Genomic DNA, 15712 nt, shown 5'->3' on the forward strand with positions numbered 1-15712 from the left:
CTCCGAACCACCCGGTCCAGCGCTGCGGTGAAAGGCCCTCTAAGGACGCCGAACCAGCCCGTCAAACGGTTTTTGTCACGGATGCGACTTTTTTCTCAACGTCAGCGGAAAGATGCGGTCGCCGATGGCGCAACCGCATCGACGCCGGGGCCCTACATCGCCGCGAGCAGCTCGCTGATCGGCACGAAGGCGAAGCCGATCGAGCTGTCGGCGATGCCGTAGGGCAGGAACAGCGTGTCGCCATGCCGCACCGCACCGCAGCTGTAGACGACATTGGGTACATAGCCCTCGCGGTCCTGGTCCTTGGCGGCGAGCAACGGCTCGCGCGTGCGGCCGATCACCCGCGACGGATCGTCCTTGTCGAGCAGCACCGCGCCGATCGAATATTTGCGCATCGCGCCGACGCCGTGCGTCAGCAGCAGCCAGCCTTCGTCGAGCTCGATCGGCGGTCCACAATTGCCGATCTGCACCAGCTCCCAGGGATAGACCGGGGTCAGGATCTTCTCGCCATCATCCCAATGGGTCAGGTCGCCGGACTTGAGCAGGAACAGATTCTCGCCGTCCGACCGGCCGATCATCATATACTGGCCGTCGATGGTGCGCGGGAAGAGCGCCATGCCCTTGTTGCGCGCGGCCGCGCCGGTCATCGGCACCAGGTCGAATGCGCGGAAGTCGCGGGTGCGCAGCAGCTCCGACTGGATCTGGCTGCCATTATAGGCGGTATAGGTCCCGATCCACTCATAGCTGCCGTCATCATGCTGGAAGTGCACGATGCGCAGATCCTCCAGCCCCTTGGACTGAGCGGCGGTGAAGGGGAAGATCACCGTGCCCGACAGCGTCGAGTCGCGGTGGCGATAGACCGTTACCGGGCCATCGAGCACGCCCTGCTGGTCGCTGCCGATGGTATCGACGGCGGTCGCGAAGGGCGGCTCGGGCGCGAGGCGCATCTGGTTGCGATCGGTGATGATCCCCTCGCGGAACGCGACCGAGGAGATATGCCCCTCGCCCACCGCACGCATCGACATGAGGATGCGCAGGCTGCCCGGCGGCATGCCCGACTGGTCGAAATGCGGCACCGCGCTGGGGTTCATCAACGCGGCGGCGGCATAGCTGTATTCGTGGCAGAAATAGGCGCCAATCAACTGCCGTTTCTCGTCGCCGATCGCCGCGCCGTCGAGCTGCAGCAGATCCTCGATCTCGTCATAGCGGGTCATGAACACCCGGCGCGTCTGCCAGTGCCGCGCCTCGAAATCCTTGAGCACGATCTCGAGCTGCTCGCGCGCCTGTTCGGGCGTCATCGCCAGCACTTCCGACACCAGTCGCTCGGTACGGCTGGGCGGGGCGCCCGGACCGCCAAAGGCGATATGGAAGGGACGCACCACCACGCGCGACGGATCGGCGTGCAAACGCAACTCGTGATTGAACAAATTCATGCTGGCCCCGGCCCCGCGCAATGGTCGTTCCGCCTGACGCGCTTCAAGTCACGCGACGGCGCGACCGCCTCCTGCCACGGACGCGACCCCCTGCGAAAGCCCTGAAATCGTGCAGCTGGCCAGTTGCAGCGCCAGGATCGATTCCGCCCCCTGGTTGCGGTTGAGCCCGGTCGGCATCAACCCGTCGAAACACCCGCCATCCTCGACGCTGGCGAGCGGCAGGCCCAGATCGTTCAGCCCCATGAACCAGCCATAGGCGCGCTCGGCTTCCGCCACCCAGCGCGGGTCGCCGGTCGCGGCATGCGCCGCCTGGCAGGCGTCGACCGTGGCCTGCGCCTCCAGCGGCTGCTGGTCGAACTGGAGCGGATCGGCATAGGGACGATGGAAGCTCTCCGTGCCGACAGCGCGGAACCGCCCCTCGGGCGAGGTCTGCTTGGAGACGATCCAGTCGAGCGTCGCCAGACCGCATTGCACCAGGTCGTCGCGCTCCAACGCCATACCGGCCCGGATCAGCGCCTCGGGCAGGCGGGCATTGTCATAGGCCAGCACGATCTCGAACCACTGCCATTCGGGCCGACGCGTCTCGGCGAGCAGTTCGAGATGCACGTCCGGGAAGCGCTGCAGGATGGTGCGCGCCAGCTCGTGGCCGGGTTTCGCCTCCAGCATCGCCGCAGCGCCCAGCATCGCGAAGGACTGGGCCCGCAGCGACCCCAGGTCGAGCGCCAGACTGGCCGTCGAGTCGAACATCACCGCCGCCCAGTCGCGATGCTTCTGCTCGGCCGCGTCGCGCGCGGTGACGCCGAGCGCCCAGAGCGTACGCCCGTTCGAGTCCTCCGACCCCTCCTCCTCGCACCAGGTGCGGTCGAAGCGCATGAAATTGCGGAAACGCCTCCGGTCGGGGTTCCAGGCATATTGCAGGAAGGACGCGTAGATCGTCATCCACTTGTCGCGCTGCACGGACTCGAGATCGGGCATCGCACTGACCAGCATCAGCGCGCGGGCATTGTCGTCGATGCAATAGCCGTGGCGACGATCGGGGATCGAATAGATCGAATGCTGCAACATGCCCGTGGCATCGCTCATCCGCTCGACGGCGGCGAAATCGGGCTTGAGGGGACGGACGGTCATCGGTTGGGCCAATCGCCTGGGACGCGCCGCGATCGCCGCCTCCGTCGCCGCCAGCATCGCTTCAGCGAGCCGCGGCCAGATCATCGTGCGGCCGCGCGCATAGGCGCGTTGCGACAGTCGGTTGCGGTCACGGTCGCTGGACAGCAGCCTGTCCATTTCGCGCGCGAAGGCGGCGACGTCGCGGAAGTCGACCAGCACGCCATGCCCATCCGCCAGGATCTCGGTGGCATGGACATAGGGCGTGGAGATCACCGCCTTGCCGACGCCGACCGCATAGGACAACGTGCCCGAGGTGATCTGCGCCGGGTTCAGATAGGGCGTCGCATAGATGTCGGCGGCCTGAAGATAGTCGATCAGCTCGTCATGCTCGACGAAGCCGTCGACGAAGGCGACATTGTCGCTGACGCCCTTGTCCGCCGCCAGCGTCTTCAGGCTGTCGCGATAGCGCTCGCCCTCATGCGCAACGAGGTTGGGGTGGGTCGCGCCGAGCACGACGTAGAGCAGATTCGGATGCCGCTCGACGACACTGGGCAGCGCCTCGATGATCGTCTCGATGCCCTTGTTGGGCGCGAGCAGCCCAAAGGTCAGCACCACCGGCCGGTCCTGCCAGCCGAACCGTTCCTTGAGCGTCGCTGGATCGACCAGCGCGCGGTCGGGCACGCCATGCGCGATCATCGCGATCTGGCGCGGATTGGCGGCATAGACGCGCTGCAGGATCTCGCGCCCGCGCTCCGCCATCACCACCACCCGCGCGGCGCGGCGCAACAGTCCCTCGAGCACGCGGCGCTCGTCGGCGCTCGGCTTTTCCAGCACCGTGTGGAGCGTCACCACGACGGGCAGCGTCGTGCGGTCGAGGAGCGCGAGCAGATGCTCGCCCGCCGGGCCGCCATAGATGCCATATTCGTGCTGGACCCAGATCGCCTGCGCGCCGCTCGCCTCGATGGTGCGGGCGGTGGCGATATAGGCCGACAGGTCGTTCTGCGGGATCGCGCCGGTCACCGCATCCGGATAGGCATAGCGGCCGGGATGGTCGTCCATCGCATAGACGTCCATGCGGATGTCCGGGAACCGGTCACGCATCGCCTGGTGCACGTCGGTCGTGAAGGTGGCGATCCCACACTGGCGCGGCAAGTAATTGCCGATCATCGCCAAGTGATTGATCGTCATCTCGCCGGACTCTTGCACCATCATCGATCCTCGGGATTGCATCCACACCGTGGAACCGGTGCGATGCGCCATCAAGCCAAACCGTTCACCCCTGCGAAAGGTTCCACTTTTCCCGTTGCAGTGCAACATGTATACGACATGGCGATCAACCGCGTCCGCGATAGGACGCGACGCCCTGGTCGGGCAGCCAGAGGTCGGCGGGCGGCGCGCCCGATTGCCAGAACACGTCGATCGGGATGCCGCCGCGCGGATACCAATAGCCGCCGATGCGCAGCCACACCGGCTTCATCTCCTCGAACAGACGCTCGCCGATGCCGACCGTGCAATCCTCATGGAAGGCGGCATGGTTGCGGAACGACCCCAGGAACAGCTTCAGCGACTTGGATTCCACGATCGTGTCGCGCGGCACATAGTCGATCACCAGATGCGCGAAGTCGGGCTGGCCGGTCACCGGGCAGAGCGACGTGAATTCGGGCGCGGCGAAGCGTACGAGATAGGTGCGGCCGGGTCGCGGATTGGGAACGTAATCGAGCACCGCTGCTTCGGGTGAGTCGGGAAGCGCTGCGGTCTGGCCAAGGAATTTCGGTGTCATGCCGCCCATGTAGGACGACGATGCGGCAATGAAAACGCTGATACCGGTGCTGGGCGACCAGCTCTCCCTATCGCTGTCCGCCCTGCACGACCAGGACCGGGACGCCTGTGTGGTGGTGATGATGGAGGTGGCCGAGGAGACGGGCTATGTCCGCCACCACCAGCAGAAGATCGCCTATATCCTGTCGGCGATGCGCCACCATGCCCAGGCGCTGCGCGCCGCCGGCTGGACGGTCGATTACCAGCGGCTCGACGATCGGGACGCCGCCGACAGCTTCACCGGCGCGGTCGCCGCCGCCATCGACCGTCACGCCCCCGACCGGATCGTGGTGACCGAGGCGGGCGAGTGGCGGGTCCGCGCGATGCTGGAAAGCTGGCAGACGCTGTTCGGCCTGCCCGTCGCGATCCGCGCCGACGACCGGTTCGTCGCCGATCATCGCGACTTCGAACAATGGGCCGAGGGCCGGCGCGAGCTGACCATGGAATATTTCTACCGCGACATGCGCCGCCGCACCGGCCTGTTGATGGACGGCGACCAGCCGGAGGGCGGCCGGTGGAATTTCGACAAGGAGAACAGGAAGCCCGCCGAACGGGACCTGCTGATGCCGCGCCCCTTGTCCTTCGCCCCGGACGCGATCACCACCGAGGTGCTGGCGCTGGTGCGGCGGCGCTTCGCCAACCATCCCGGCCGGCTCGACGGGTTCGACTGGGCGGTGACCGCCGCGGATGCCGAGCGCCAGGCCGACGCCTTCTTCGCCCACGCGCTGCCCCGCTTCGGCGATTACGAGGATGCGATGCTGACCGGCGAGCGGCATCTCTGGCACTCGATCCTCAGCCCCTATATCAATTCCGGGCTGCTCGACCCGCTCGCGCTGTGCCGCCGGGCGGAGTCGGAGTATCGCGCCGGGCGCGCGCCCCTCAACAGCGTCGAGGGCTATATCCGCCAGATCATCGGCTGGCGCGAATATATGCGCGGCATCTACTGGCGCGAAGGGCCGGACTATGTGAACCGCAACCATCTGGACCATCACCGGCCGCTGCCCGGCTGGTACTGGACGGGCGAGACAGAGTTGCACTGCCTGCGCGAAGCGATCGGCCAGACGCTCGACACCGCCCACGCCCATCATATCCAGCGGCTGATGGTGACCGGCAATTTCGCAGCTCTGATCGGCGCCGACCCCGCCGCCGTCCACCGCTGGTATCTGGAGGTCTATGTCGACGCCTATGAATGGGTCGAGCTGCCAAACACATTGGGGATGAGCCAGTTCGGCGATGGCGGGCTGGTCGGGTCGAAGCCCTATGTCTCCTCGGGCGCCTATATCGACCGGATGTCGGACTATTGCCGCCATTGCCGATACGACGTGAAGCAGCGGATCGGGCCCGACGCCTGCCCGTTCAACGCGCTCTACTGGGACTTCATCGCCCGGCATGCGGACCGGCTGGCCGGCAACCGCCGCATGGCGATGCCCTATCGCACCTGGGCGAAACAGTCGCCGGAAGCGCAAGACGCGACGCGCGCGCAGGCGGCGGCGTTCCTCGACGCTCTCGACGGCGGCGGCGGCGCGGCCTACTGAACCCCGGCTCGCCCCCGCCCGCGCCTGTCGACGGGCCGCCCGGCCCACGGGGAACGAGTAGAGGTCGCGACAGGCTGGCCCGCCCGGAGGCCGTCTTGGACCCGCTCGTCACCACCGAATGGCTCGCCGCCGAGCTGGGCGCGCGCGACCTGCGCATCGCCGACGCGACGCTGCTCGACCCCGCGCTGGGCCGCGATGCGCACGCCGACTTTGACGCGGGTCATATCCCAGGCGCGGTCTTCCTGGATCTCGCCGAACTGCGCGATACCGATTCCGCGCTTCCCAACATGCTGCCGCCGATCGCCAAGGTCGCCAGCCGGCTGGGACGGCTAGGCCTGGGCGACGGCACCCGCATCATCCTCTATGACGACAGTCCGTGGCGGAGCGCCGCGCGGGCCTGGTGGCTGATCCGCAACCACCAGATCGGCGACGTCGCGATCCTCGACGGCGGTCTCGCCAAATGGCGCGCCGAAGGTCGGCCGCTGGAAACGGGCGCGGCCACGCCCCGCTCGCGCCACGCGACGCCGCGCTTCGCGCCGACTCACCTGCGCACGCTCCACCAGATGCGCGCCAATCTGGAAAGCGGCGCCGAGCAGGTGATCGACGCACGCTCGCCCGGCCGCTTCACCGGCGCGGAGGCCGATCCGCATGGCGCGGCCCCCGGCCATATTCCGGGGTCGCGCAGCCTGCATTATCCGCGCCTGTTCAACCCGGACGGCACCTACAAGCGGGGCGAGGCGCTGGCGGCGGAATTCGCCGGCATCGATCTCGACCGGCCGATCGTCACCACCTGCGGATCGGGCGTGACCGCCGCGACGCTCGCCTTCGCGCTCCACCTGATGGGCCGCGATGCCGCACTGTATGACGGCAGCTGGAGCGAATGGGGCGGCCGCGCCGACACCCCCAAGGCGCTGGGAGACGCGGCATGAGCGGCGACGCCACCGGCAAGCGCGAGGGTACGCGCGTCGTCCAGGCCGGGCGGCGCCCAGAATGGACGGCGGGGATCGTCAACCCGCCGGTCTGGCGCGCCTCGACCATCCTCTATGATTCGGTCGCGCATCTGCGCGAGGCGGGCGGACGTGACACGCATCACCGGCTGTTCTACGGCCGGCGTGGCACGCCGACGCAATGGTCGCTCGCCGATGCGCTGACCAGCCTGGAGCCGGGGGCCGAGGGCACCTTCCTCTACCCCTCGGGCGTCGCCGCCATCTCCACCGCCTTGCTCGCGGTCCTGTCGCCGGGCGACGAGCTGCTGCTGGTCGACAGCGCCTATGACCCGACGCGCAACCTGGCCAACGGCCTGCTGAAACGCATGGGGATCACCACCCGCTTCTACGACCCGATGATCGGGGCCGGCATCGCCGATCTGATCGGCGAGCGCACCCGCGCCATCTTCCTGGAAAGCCCCGGCAGCCTGACCTTCGAGGTGCAGGACGTGCCCGCCATCGTCGCCGCCGCTCGGGCCCGGGGCGTGACCACCCTGCTCGACAATACCTGGGCGACGCCGCTGCTGTTCCCGGCGATCGAACGGGGCGTGGACTATACGATCCTGGCCTGCACCAAGTATATCGTCGGCCATTCCGACGTGATGCTGGGTTCGGTCACCGCCGGCCCCGGCCGGTTCGCCGCCTTGCGCGACGCCAGCCTGCAACTGGGCCAGGTGACCAGCCCCGACGATGCGTGGCTGGGCAGCCGGGGCCTGCGCACCATGGCCGTCCGGCTGCGCCACCACGAGGCGGCCGCGCTGCGCATCGCCCGCTGGCTGGTCGAGCGGCCGGAGGTGGCGGCCGTGCTCCATCCCGCCATGCCGGGCTGCCCCGGCCACGACCTGTTCCTGCGCGACTTCCAGGGGTCGAGCGGACTGTTCGCCTTCACCCTGGCGGGCGGCGACGACGCCGCCCGCGCCGCGCTGATCGACACGCTCGACCTGTTCGGCATCGGCTATAGCTGGGGCGGCTATGAGAGTCTGGCGATCCCGATCGATCCGCAGCGCCATCGCAGCGTCACGACCCGCGACGATGTCGGACCGATGGTCCGCCTCCAGATCGGGCTGGAGGACCCGGACGACCTGATCGCCGACCTGGAGCGCGGCCTGGCCGCCTGGCGCGCCACGGCCGGGTGAACCCGCTCCTCGCCTGGTGGCGGGCGACCGGCTTCGCCACGCCGGCGCGCGGTGACCTGGCCCAGATCGGGGTAGCGGCCGGACTGGTGGTGCTCTGCCTGCTGGCGGGGGTGCTGGCCGGCCGCCGGCTCGGCCCGCCGGTCGGCCTGTGGTGGAAGCAGCACGCCTCCGGCCATGGCGAGGGCATCTGGACGCGCACCAGCGCCATCCTCCGCCACCTGAGCGCCGCGCTGCTCCTGGCGATCGTGCTGACCGTCTGGCCCTGGCCGCCGCTGGCGGCGCTGCCGCTGGGCTTCGCCGCCGGGCTGGCGACCGCGCGCGCCGCGCATCAGGTGCTGCGCGGCCTCGGCCTGCCGCGCTGGTCGGCCTGGCTGGTCGCGGTCGTGCTGTTCGTCACCCTGTTCAGCCGCGCGGTCGGCGGGCTGGAGCCGATCACCCAGGTGCTGGAGCGGATCGGCTTTCCCTTCGGGCAGCGCCGGCTGTCGCTGCTGACGCTGATCAGCATGACCGTGACGCTGGTCGCGCTATTCGCGGGCGTGCGGCTGGTCAATCGGGTCGCTGGCCATTCGATCGGCCATGCCAACGGCCTCGACCCGACGCAGAAGCTGCTGGCGCAGAAGCTGGTCGGCGTCGGCGTGGTCATCCTCGCCTTCTTCTTCGGCATCGACCTGCTGGGCCTGGACCTGACCAGCTTCGCGATCTTCTCGGGCGCCTTCGGCCTGGCGGTCGGCTTCGGCCTGCAAAAGACGATCGGCAACCTGATCGCCGGCATCATCCTGTTGATGGATCGCTCGATCAAGCCCGGCGACGTGATCGTGGTCGGCGAGGAAGCCGGCCGGGTCAACAAGATCGGGGTGCGCGCCGTCTCCGTCCTCACCCGCGACGGCAAGGAGCATCTGATCCCCAACGAGAATCTGATGACGCAGGAGGTGGAGAACTGGTCCTTCTCCGACCGTAACGTGCGCGTGCGAATCGCGGTGCGGGTCGGCTATGACTGCGACCTCAGGCTGGCGCAGGCCCTGATGCTGCGCGCGGCGGCGGAAAGCCCGCGCGTGTTGAAAAGCCCCAGGCCCAATGTCTGGCTGACCGCGTACGGCGAATATGCGGTCGAGCATGAGATCCTGGCCTGGATCAGCGATCCCGAGGGCGGCGTCGGCAATGTCCGTTCCGATGTGCTCAACCGCTTGTGGTGGCTGTTCAAAGATCACGGCATCGCCATCCCGGTGCCGCAGCGGGAGGTGCGGCTGCGGCCCGCGCGCGACGATTGATCGCGGTCGTCCGCTGTTGCGTCCGCGCAACATGCTGATGCGGGTTGCTCACGCATCGCACGAAAACATCTTGTGCGGTGCGGCACCGGCTGTCATGCCGCTGTCACCGACGGACGGACCGCACGGGGGCTTCAAGCCCTGACAGAGGCGGCATCCCTCGGCATGCAGGCGGGGACATCGGCTTCATCCCTCAGGGAGACTCCTGATGCGCTTCTCGCACTTCCTGGTCGCCGGGCTTTCGCTCGCGGCCGCCACCCCTGCCCTGGCGCAGGACACCGCGCCGCCCTCGCCGATCACGGTCAGCGGCAGCGCGTCGATTCTCACCGACTATCGTCTGCGCGGCATCTCGCAGACCAACAAGAACGCGGCCGTCCAGGCGGCGCTGACGATCGCGCATGAAAGCGGCTTCTATATCGGCACCTTCGCCTCCAACCTGGCGGGCTGGGGCACGTTCGGCGGCGCCAACATGGAGCTGGACGCGATCGGCGGCTACAAGCACACATTCGGCAGCGCGACGATCGACACCGGCGTCACCTGGTACACCTATCCGGGCGGCTTCTCGGAATCGGACGTGGTCGAGTTCTTCGGCCGCCTGTCGGGCGCGGCGGGTCCGGCAACGCTGACGGCCGGGGCCTATTATGCGCCCAAGCAGACCTCGCTGGGCAATTTCTCCAACACGCCCTACAGCCGGGGCCAGCGCCAGGACAATGTCTACCTGACCGGCGACGCCGCGGTCGCGGTGCCCAGCACGCCGATCACCGCCAAGGCGCATATCGGCTATTCGCACGGCAATCCCGGCCTGGGCCCGAACGGCACCAGCCTGGCGCCGACCGGCGAATATTGGGACTGGTCGCTGGGCGCGGACGTCGCCGCCTACAAGAACCTGACGTTCAACGTGTCGTACATCGACACCGACATCAGCAAGGCCGAGTCCGCCTATCTCCAGCCCAATTTCTCCAAGGGCCAGGTGCCCGGCGGAGCCTCGATCGCCAGCGGCACGGTGGTGTTCTCGCTGACCGCCGCCTTCTGATTTCACCCACGACGGCGGCGGTGGCTTCGGGGGAAGCCACCGCCGCCCGAACGACGAAGGGCCGGCGTTCCGCAGGGGGAACGCCGGCCCTTTTCGTGACCAGTCAAACGAAACCGGTCCCATCCCGGCGAAGGCCGGGGCCGAGCTACGGAACGCCTCTGATGATCCGCGAACCTCCCCAACTGGATCCCGGCCTTCGCCGGGATGGGACAAGGGGTCAGGCGAAAGCTTTACCCAACCGCGAACCCCCTCTCGCCGATCAGTTCGCGGTGGCGCGGGCGTCCTGTCCGTCGCCGGCGGGCGCGGCGACGATGCTGCGGGTGGTCTCGCCCTTGTCGATCACGTTGGTCTGCGGATCGCCGGCCGAGGAGCGGATGCCGGGCGTGGCGGCGTCCGCCCCCGCCTGGTCCAGCGCCGCCCGCTCGGACGCGCTGCGCGGCGCGCTGCCGAACAGGGCGTCGATCGTGTCCTGCTGGCCGGCAGTGTCCTGCGGCCGCGCCGTGCCCGGCTGCGGTGGGACCAGGGCGTAATCGGGCGGAATCACCAGCGGAGGCTGGCGCGCGACGGCGAATTCGTCGGGCCGCGCCCGGTCGAGCGAACGGCCGGCGCCGCAACCGGCAAGGAGCGCCGCCGCTCCGACGATGGCCACGAAGTTACGCATGGGGACTCTCCACAGAAGGCGCGGCCTTGTCGCGCGACAGAAAGGCACGGAGCAGCAGCACCAGAACACCGATGGTAATCGCCGCATCGGCGACATTGAAGACCAAAAAGGGTCGCCAGTCACCGAAGTGCAGATCGGCGAAATCGACCACATAGCCGAACCGCACCCGGTCGAGGATGTTGCCGAGCGCACCGCCCAGCACCAGCCCCAACGCGACCTGGTCGGTCGGATGCTTCTCGCGCGTCATCCAGATGGCGACGCCGATCGCGATTGCGCCGGTCATCGCCACCAGCGCCCAGCGCGTGGCGCTGCCGTCGGCGGGCAGCAGGCCCAGCGACACGCCGACATTGGGCACGAAGCGCAGCGAGAAGATCGGCGCGACATAGCGCTCCGCCCCCAGGTGATCCAGGCCGAGCGGTCCGGTGACCGCCCATTTGACGAGCTGGTCGATCGCGAACAGCGCCAATGCCGCGAGCAGGCCCCGCTTGGGCAGCGTCATGCCACGACCTCGGCGCAACGGTCGCACAGGTCGCCGTCGGTCGTCACCTCGGGCAGGTGGCGCCAGCAGCGGCCGCATTTGTGCCGCTCGGTCCGCGCGACCGCCACGTCCTCGCCCGCGCGCACGTCGGCGACGATGAACAGTTCGGCCAGCTCCGCCTCCGGCAGCGGCGTGGCCGGCACCGTCACTTCGGCTTCCAGGCTGGAACGGATCGTCTTGGCGCGGCGCAGCGGCTCGATCGCTTCGGTCACCGTCTCGCGCAGCGCACGCACGCCCTGCCAGCGGGTGCCGAGCGGCGCGTCGCCGTCGAGCGCCGGCAGTTCGGGCCATTCGAGCAGATGGACCGACCCCTCCTCGCTCGGGAAGCGCGCCTGCCACACTTCCTCGGCGGTGAAGCAGAGGATCGGCGCGGCATAGCGGACCAGCGCATGGAACAGGATGTCGAGCACGGTGCGATAGCTGCGCCGCTTCAGGCTGTCGGCGGCGTCGCAATAGAGGCTGTCCTTGCGCACGTCGAAGAAGAAGGCGCTCAGATCCTCATTGGCGAAATCGGTCAGCAGCCGGACATAGCGGTTGAACTCGTAACCGGTCGCCGCGGTGCGCAGCTCGGTGTCAATCATGCCCAGCCGGTGGAGGACGTAGCGCTCCAGCTCGGGCATCGCCTCGACCGCCACCGCCTCTTCGGCGGTGAAGCCGTCGAGCGCGCCGAGCAGATAGCGGAAGGTGTTGCGCAGCTTGCGATAGGCGTCCGACGCGGTCGCCAGCACTTCCTTGCCGATCCGCACATCGTCGAAATAGTCGGTCGAGGCGACCCACATGCGCAGAATGTCCGCGCCCGACTCGCCGATCACCTTGAGCGGATCGACGACATTGCCCAGCGACTTGGACATCTTGCGTCCCTTGTCGTCGAGCGCGAAGCCGTGCGTCAGCACCGCGTCGTACGGCGCGCGGCCGCGCGTGCCGCAGCTTTCCAGCAGCGACGACTGGAACCAGCCGCGATGCTGGTCCGACCCTTCCAGGTACAGGTTGGCGCGCACGCCCGCGCCGTAACGCGCCTCCACGGTGAAGACGTGCGTGCAGCCCGAATCGAACCACACGTCGAGAATGTCGTTCTGCGGCGCCCAGTCGGCGAGCGTATAGCCCTCGCCCAGCAGCGCCTGATGGTCGCCGGTGAACCAGGCATCCGCGCCGCCCGCGCGGAAAGCCTCGACGATGCGCGCATTGACCGCCGGGTCGTTCAGATATTCGCCGGTCGTGCGGTTGACATAGAGCGCGATCGGCACGCCCCAGGCGCGCTGGCGGCTGATCACCCAGTCGGGGCGGCCCTGCACCATCGCGGTGATCCGGTTCTCGGCGCGTGGCGGCACCCACTGGGTCCGCGCGATCGAATCGAGCGCCAGTTCGCGCAGGGTCGCGCCATTGCCGTTGCCGCCGTCGACCTCCGCCACGCCGCTGCGGTCCATCGGGATGAACCATTGCGGCGTCGCGCGGAAGATCACCTTGGCCTTGGAGCGCCAGCTATGCGGATAGCTGTGCCGGAAGTCGTCCGACGCGGCGAGCAGCGCGCCGGCGCCCCGCAGGTCGGTGCAGATCGGCCCGTCGCTGGCGACGAACTTCTTGTTGATGACCGAGCCCTGCCCGCCCAGCCACGCCCAGTCAGGCCGGTACAGGCCGGCGGCATCGACCGCAAAGACCGGATCGATGCCGAACTGCTTGCAGAGCAGGAAGTCGTCCTCGCCATGGTCCGGGGCCATATGGACCAGGCCGGTGCCGGCATCGGTGGTGACGAACTCGCCCGGCAGCATCGGCCGCGGCTTGGCGAAGAAACCGCCCAGGGCGTGCATCGGGTGGCGGACGACGGCGCCGTCCAACTGCGCGCCCTTGCCCGCCCAGCCGGTGCGGGTCAGTGCGATGCCGGCGCGCGCCGCGAAGGATTCGACCAGCGCGTCGGCAACCAGGAAGCGGCGACCGCCCTCGTCGGCGACCAGCACGTAATCGACCTCCGGACCGTAAGCGAGCGCCTGGTTGACCGGGATCGTCCAGGGCGTCGTCGTCCAGATCACCGCCTGCGCGCCGACCAGTTCGGGTGCGTTGGGGGCCTCGACGATCTCGAACGCCACGTCGATCTGGGTCGACACGACATCCTCATATTCGACCTCGGCCTCGGCCAGCGCGGTCTTCTCGACCGGCGACCACATCACCGGCTTGGCGCCGCGATAGAGCTGGCCGCTCTCGGCAAACTTGAGCAGCTCGCCGACGATCGCCGCCTCGGCGTCGTAGTTCATGGTCAGGTACGGGTCGGACCAGTCGCCCATCACGCCCAGCCGCTCGAACTCGCCGCGCTGCACGTCGACCCACTTGGCCGCATAGGCGCGGCACTCGGCGCGGAACTGGTCGACGGGCACGTCGTCCTTGTTCAGCTTCTTCGCGCGATAGGCCTCCTCGACCTTCCACTCGATCGGCAGGCCGTGGCAGTCCCAGCCGGGCACATAGGGCGCATCCTTGCCGAGCAGCGACTGGCTGCGGACTATCACGTCCTTCAGCACCTTGTTCATTGCATGGCCCATATGGATGTCGCCATTGGCGTAAGGGGGGCCGTCGTGCAGCACGAACAGCTCGCGCCCCGCCCGCGCCGCGCGCAGCTTCTGGTACAGGCCGATCCGCGCCCAGCGCTCCAGGATCGCCGGCTCCTTGGCGGCCAGGCCCGCCTTCATCGGGAAGTCGGTCTTCGGCAGGAAGACGGTGTCGCGCCAGTCGCGCGCGGGCTCTTGGGTCGAAGATGCGTCGGTCATGAGTGCGCGGCCCCTAGAACCTCCCGCGCCCGCAGACAATCGGCGTCCATCTGCGCGATCAGCGCATCCAGTCCGTCGAACATCGCCTCGGGGCGGAGGTATTCGATCAGCTCGACCTCCAGCCGGCGGCCGTACAGATCGCCGGTGAAGTCGAAGAAATGCGGCTCCAGCAGTTCCTTCAGCGGCGTGAACTGCGGTCGGATGCCCAGATTGGCGGCGCCGTCCAGCACCCGCCCGTCGTCCAGCCGTCCGCGCACCGCATAGATGCCATAGGCCGGGCGGAGATACTGGCCGAGCTGGAGATTGGCGGTTGGATAGCCGATCGTGCGGCCGACCTTGTCGCCATGCTCCACCACGCCCTGGATCGTGAACGGACGGGTGAGCAGCCGGGCCGCCTCGCGCATCTCGCCCAGGCGCAAATGCGCGCGGATGCGGCTGGAGGAGACCGGCTCGCCGTCCAGCGTGACCGGAGCGACGGCGGTGGCGGAGAAGCCGTGGCGCGCGCCCAGCCGCGCCAGCACCCCCGCATCGCCCGACTTGCGGCGGCCGAAGGTGAAGTCCTGGCCCGTCACCACGCCCGCGACCCGCAGCCGCTCGACCAGCCGCTCGGCGACGAACGCCTCGGCATCCAGGCTGGCGAGCGCGGCATCGAATCCGAACACCAGCATCGCGTCCGCGCCCGCCTCGGCGAACAGCCGTTCGCGCTGGTCGAGCGTGGTCAGGCGGAAGGGTGGCGTGTCAGGGACGAAATGGCGCACCGGATGGGGGTCGAAGGTCGCGACCAGCGCCGGCCGGCCCTCGTGCCGCGCGCGCGCGACCGCTTCCCCGACCACCGCCTGATGTCCGAGGTGAAAGCCGTCGAAATTGCCGAGCGCGACGATCCCGCCGGCAAGATGGGGCGGAATGGCCGAGCCGCCGTCGAGCCGCTGCATGGCCGCGCTGTAGCTTAGCCGCGCGGGCTTGGCGATAGGGTCGATTCGACCGGTGGCAGCAGCGTGACGAAGCTGTAGGCGGGGCGGCCGTCCATCGCCGGGCGGTCCTCGCGCGCCACCTCGCGCCAGCCGGCGAAGTCCGGCACCCGCGTATCGCCCAGCGCGTCGACATGGACCTCGGTGAGCTCGATCCGGTCGGGGGTGAACAGCGCGAAGATCTCCGCGCCGCCGATCACCGCCGCATCGTCGCCGGCCAGCGCCAGCGCCGCCGCCGGGTCATGCGCGACCTCGGCGCCCGTCGCCGACCAGGCGCGGTCGCGGGTCAGCACGATATGGCGCCGGCCGGGCAGCGGCGCGGGGAAGCTGTCGAAGGTCTTGCGCCCCATGATCATCGGCCGGCCGAGCGTCTGCGCCTTGAACCGCTTGAGATCGGCGGGCAGGTGCCAGGGCAGCCGCCCGTCGACGCCGATCACGCCATTGTCGGCCCGCGCGAGGTGGAAGGAGATCATGCCGCC

General features: G+C 68.8%; 13 protein-coding genes. 5 read left to right on the forward strand and 8 right to left on the reverse strand.

All coding sequences use genetic code 11. From position 1 onward, the window contains the following. Positions 1-152: 152 nt before the first annotated feature. From GGQ96_RS18795 to queF, 3 genes are all read right to left on the reverse strand, one after another. A complete protein-coding gene (locus GGQ96_RS18795; protein ID WP_184116917.1) occupies positions 153-1433 on the reverse strand; it encodes a glycoside hydrolase family 130 protein in 1281 nt (426 codons plus the stop codon). Between the two features lie 48 nt (positions 1434-1481). Next, the gene (locus GGQ96_RS18800; RefSeq protein WP_425506715.1) at positions 1482-3752 is read right to left on the reverse strand and encodes a glycosyltransferase family 4 protein; all 2271 of its coding nucleotides are present in this window, start codon (positions 3750-3752) and stop codon (positions 1482-1484) included. Between the two features lie 121 nt (positions 3753-3873). Then, the gene (queF, locus tag GGQ96_RS18805) at positions 3874-4320 is read right to left on the reverse strand and encodes a preQ(1) synthase (RefSeq protein WP_184116919.1); all 447 of its coding nucleotides are present in this window, start codon (positions 4318-4320) and stop codon (positions 3874-3876) included. Between the two features lie 28 nt (positions 4321-4348). Between queF and GGQ96_RS18810 the strand changes: the two genes are divergently transcribed. The 5 genes from GGQ96_RS18810 to GGQ96_RS18830 all read left to right on the forward strand — a co-directional run bounded on the left by GGQ96_RS18810 (position 4349) and on the right by GGQ96_RS18830 (position 10313). Then, positions 4349-5893: a cryptochrome/photolyase family protein gene (locus GGQ96_RS18810; protein ID WP_184116920.1), complete on the forward strand. Its 1545-nt coding sequence runs from the start codon at positions 4349-4351 to the stop codon at positions 5891-5893. Between the two features lie 95 nt (positions 5894-5988). Beyond that, positions 5989-6822 carry a sulfurtransferase gene (locus GGQ96_RS18815; protein ID WP_184116921.1) on the forward strand — a complete coding sequence of 278 codons (834 nt, stop codon included), beginning with the start codon at positions 5989-5991 and terminating at the stop codon, positions 6820-6822. Then, on the forward strand, positions 6819-8015 hold the full coding sequence (gene metC / locus GGQ96_RS18820) for a cystathionine beta-lyase (RefSeq protein ID WP_184116922.1): 1197 nt from the start codon (positions 6819-6821) through the stop codon (positions 8013-8015). Before GGQ96_RS18815 ends, metC begins: the two co-directional genes overlap by 4 nt. Next, positions 8012-9283 (forward strand): mechanosensitive ion channel family protein, encoded by a 1272-nt coding sequence (locus GGQ96_RS18825; RefSeq protein ID WP_343059128.1) that lies wholly within the window; start codon positions 8012-8014, stop codon positions 9281-9283. Before metC ends, GGQ96_RS18825 begins: the two co-directional genes overlap by 4 nt. 205 nt (positions 9284-9488) lie before the next feature. Then, positions 9489-10313 (forward strand): TorF family putative porin, encoded by an 825-nt coding sequence (locus GGQ96_RS18830; RefSeq protein WP_184116923.1) that lies wholly within the window; start codon positions 9489-9491, stop codon positions 10311-10313. Between the two features lie 259 nt (positions 10314-10572). Here the strand turns inward: GGQ96_RS18830 and GGQ96_RS18835 are convergent, their stop codons facing one another. From GGQ96_RS18835 to GGQ96_RS18855, 5 genes are read right to left on the reverse strand one after another with little or no spacing between them, the layout of a single operon-like run. Continuing rightward, on the reverse strand, positions 10573-10974 hold the full coding sequence (locus tag GGQ96_RS18835) for a DUF3035 domain-containing protein (protein ID WP_184116924.1): 402 nt from the start codon (positions 10972-10974) through the stop codon (positions 10573-10575). Next, complete coding sequence (lspA, locus tag GGQ96_RS18840; protein ID WP_184116925.1) at positions 10967-11473, reverse strand: signal peptidase II; 507 nt, start codon at positions 11471-11473, stop codon at positions 10967-10969. Before lspA ends, GGQ96_RS18835 begins: the two co-directional genes overlap by 8 nt. Then, positions 11470-14265 (reverse strand): isoleucine--tRNA ligase, encoded by a 2796-nt coding sequence (gene ileS / locus GGQ96_RS18845; RefSeq protein ID WP_184116926.1) that lies wholly within the window; start codon positions 14263-14265, stop codon positions 11470-11472. The genes lspA and ileS overlap by 4 nt, the downstream gene beginning before the upstream one ends. Continuing rightward, positions 14262-15197, reverse strand: a complete 936-nt coding sequence (locus GGQ96_RS18850; RefSeq protein WP_184116927.1) for a bifunctional riboflavin kinase/FAD synthetase — start codon at positions 15195-15197, stop codon at positions 14262-14264. The genes ileS and GGQ96_RS18850 overlap by 4 nt, the downstream gene beginning before the upstream one ends. Positions 15198-15211: 14 nt before the next feature. After that, entirely contained in the window at positions 15212-15706 is a 495-nt protein-coding gene (locus GGQ96_RS18855) for a dihydrofolate reductase (RefSeq protein ID WP_184116928.1), read from the reverse strand. Positions 15707-15712: the final 6 nt, after the last annotated feature.

It is taken from the genome of Sphingomonas abaci, from assembly GCF_014199625.1.
In the GTDB taxonomy this organism is placed as follows: domain Bacteria; phylum Pseudomonadota; class Alphaproteobacteria; order Sphingomonadales; family Sphingomonadaceae; genus Sphingomonas; species Sphingomonas abaci.

Excerpts from the sequence above, each read along its gene's own strand:
- ileS (WP_184116926.1), bottom strand. The coding sequence starts at position 14,265 with ATGACCGACGCATCTTCGACCCAAGAGCCCGCGCGCGACTGGCGCGAC.
- GGQ96_RS18795 (WP_184116917.1), bottom strand. The coding sequence starts at position 1,433 with ATGAATTTGTTCAATCACGAGTTGCGTTTGCACGCCGATCCGTCGCGC.
- GGQ96_RS18800 (WP_425506715.1), bottom strand. The coding sequence starts at position 3,752 with ATGATGGTGCAAGAGTCCGGCGAGATGACGATCAATCACTTGGCGATG.
- GGQ96_RS18835 (WP_184116924.1), bottom strand. The coding sequence starts at position 10,974 with ATGCGTAACTTCGTGGCCATCGTCGGAGCGGCGGCGCTCCTTGCCGGT.
- metC (WP_184116922.1), top strand. The coding sequence starts at position 6,819 with ATGAGCGGCGACGCCACCGGCAAGCGCGAGGGTACGCGCGTCGTCCAG.
- GGQ96_RS18810 (WP_184116920.1), top strand. The coding sequence starts at position 4,349 with ATGAAAACGCTGATACCGGTGCTGGGCGACCAGCTCTCCCTATCGCTG.
- lspA (WP_184116925.1), bottom strand. The coding sequence starts at position 11,473 with ATGACGCTGCCCAAGCGGGGCCTGCTCGCGGCATTGGCGCTGTTCGCG.
- GGQ96_RS18855 (WP_184116928.1), bottom strand. The coding sequence starts at position 15,706 with ATGATCTCCTTCCACCTCGCGCGGGCCGACAATGGCGTGATCGGCGTC.
- queF (WP_184116919.1), bottom strand. The coding sequence starts at position 4,320 with ATGACACCGAAATTCCTTGGCCAGACCGCAGCGCTTCCCGACTCACCC.
- GGQ96_RS18850 (WP_184116927.1), bottom strand. The coding sequence starts at position 15,197 with ATGCAGCGGCTCGACGGCGGCTCGGCCATTCCGCCCCATCTTGCCGGC.
- GGQ96_RS18830 (WP_184116923.1), top strand. The coding sequence starts at position 9,489 with ATGCGCTTCTCGCACTTCCTGGTCGCCGGGCTTTCGCTCGCGGCCGCC.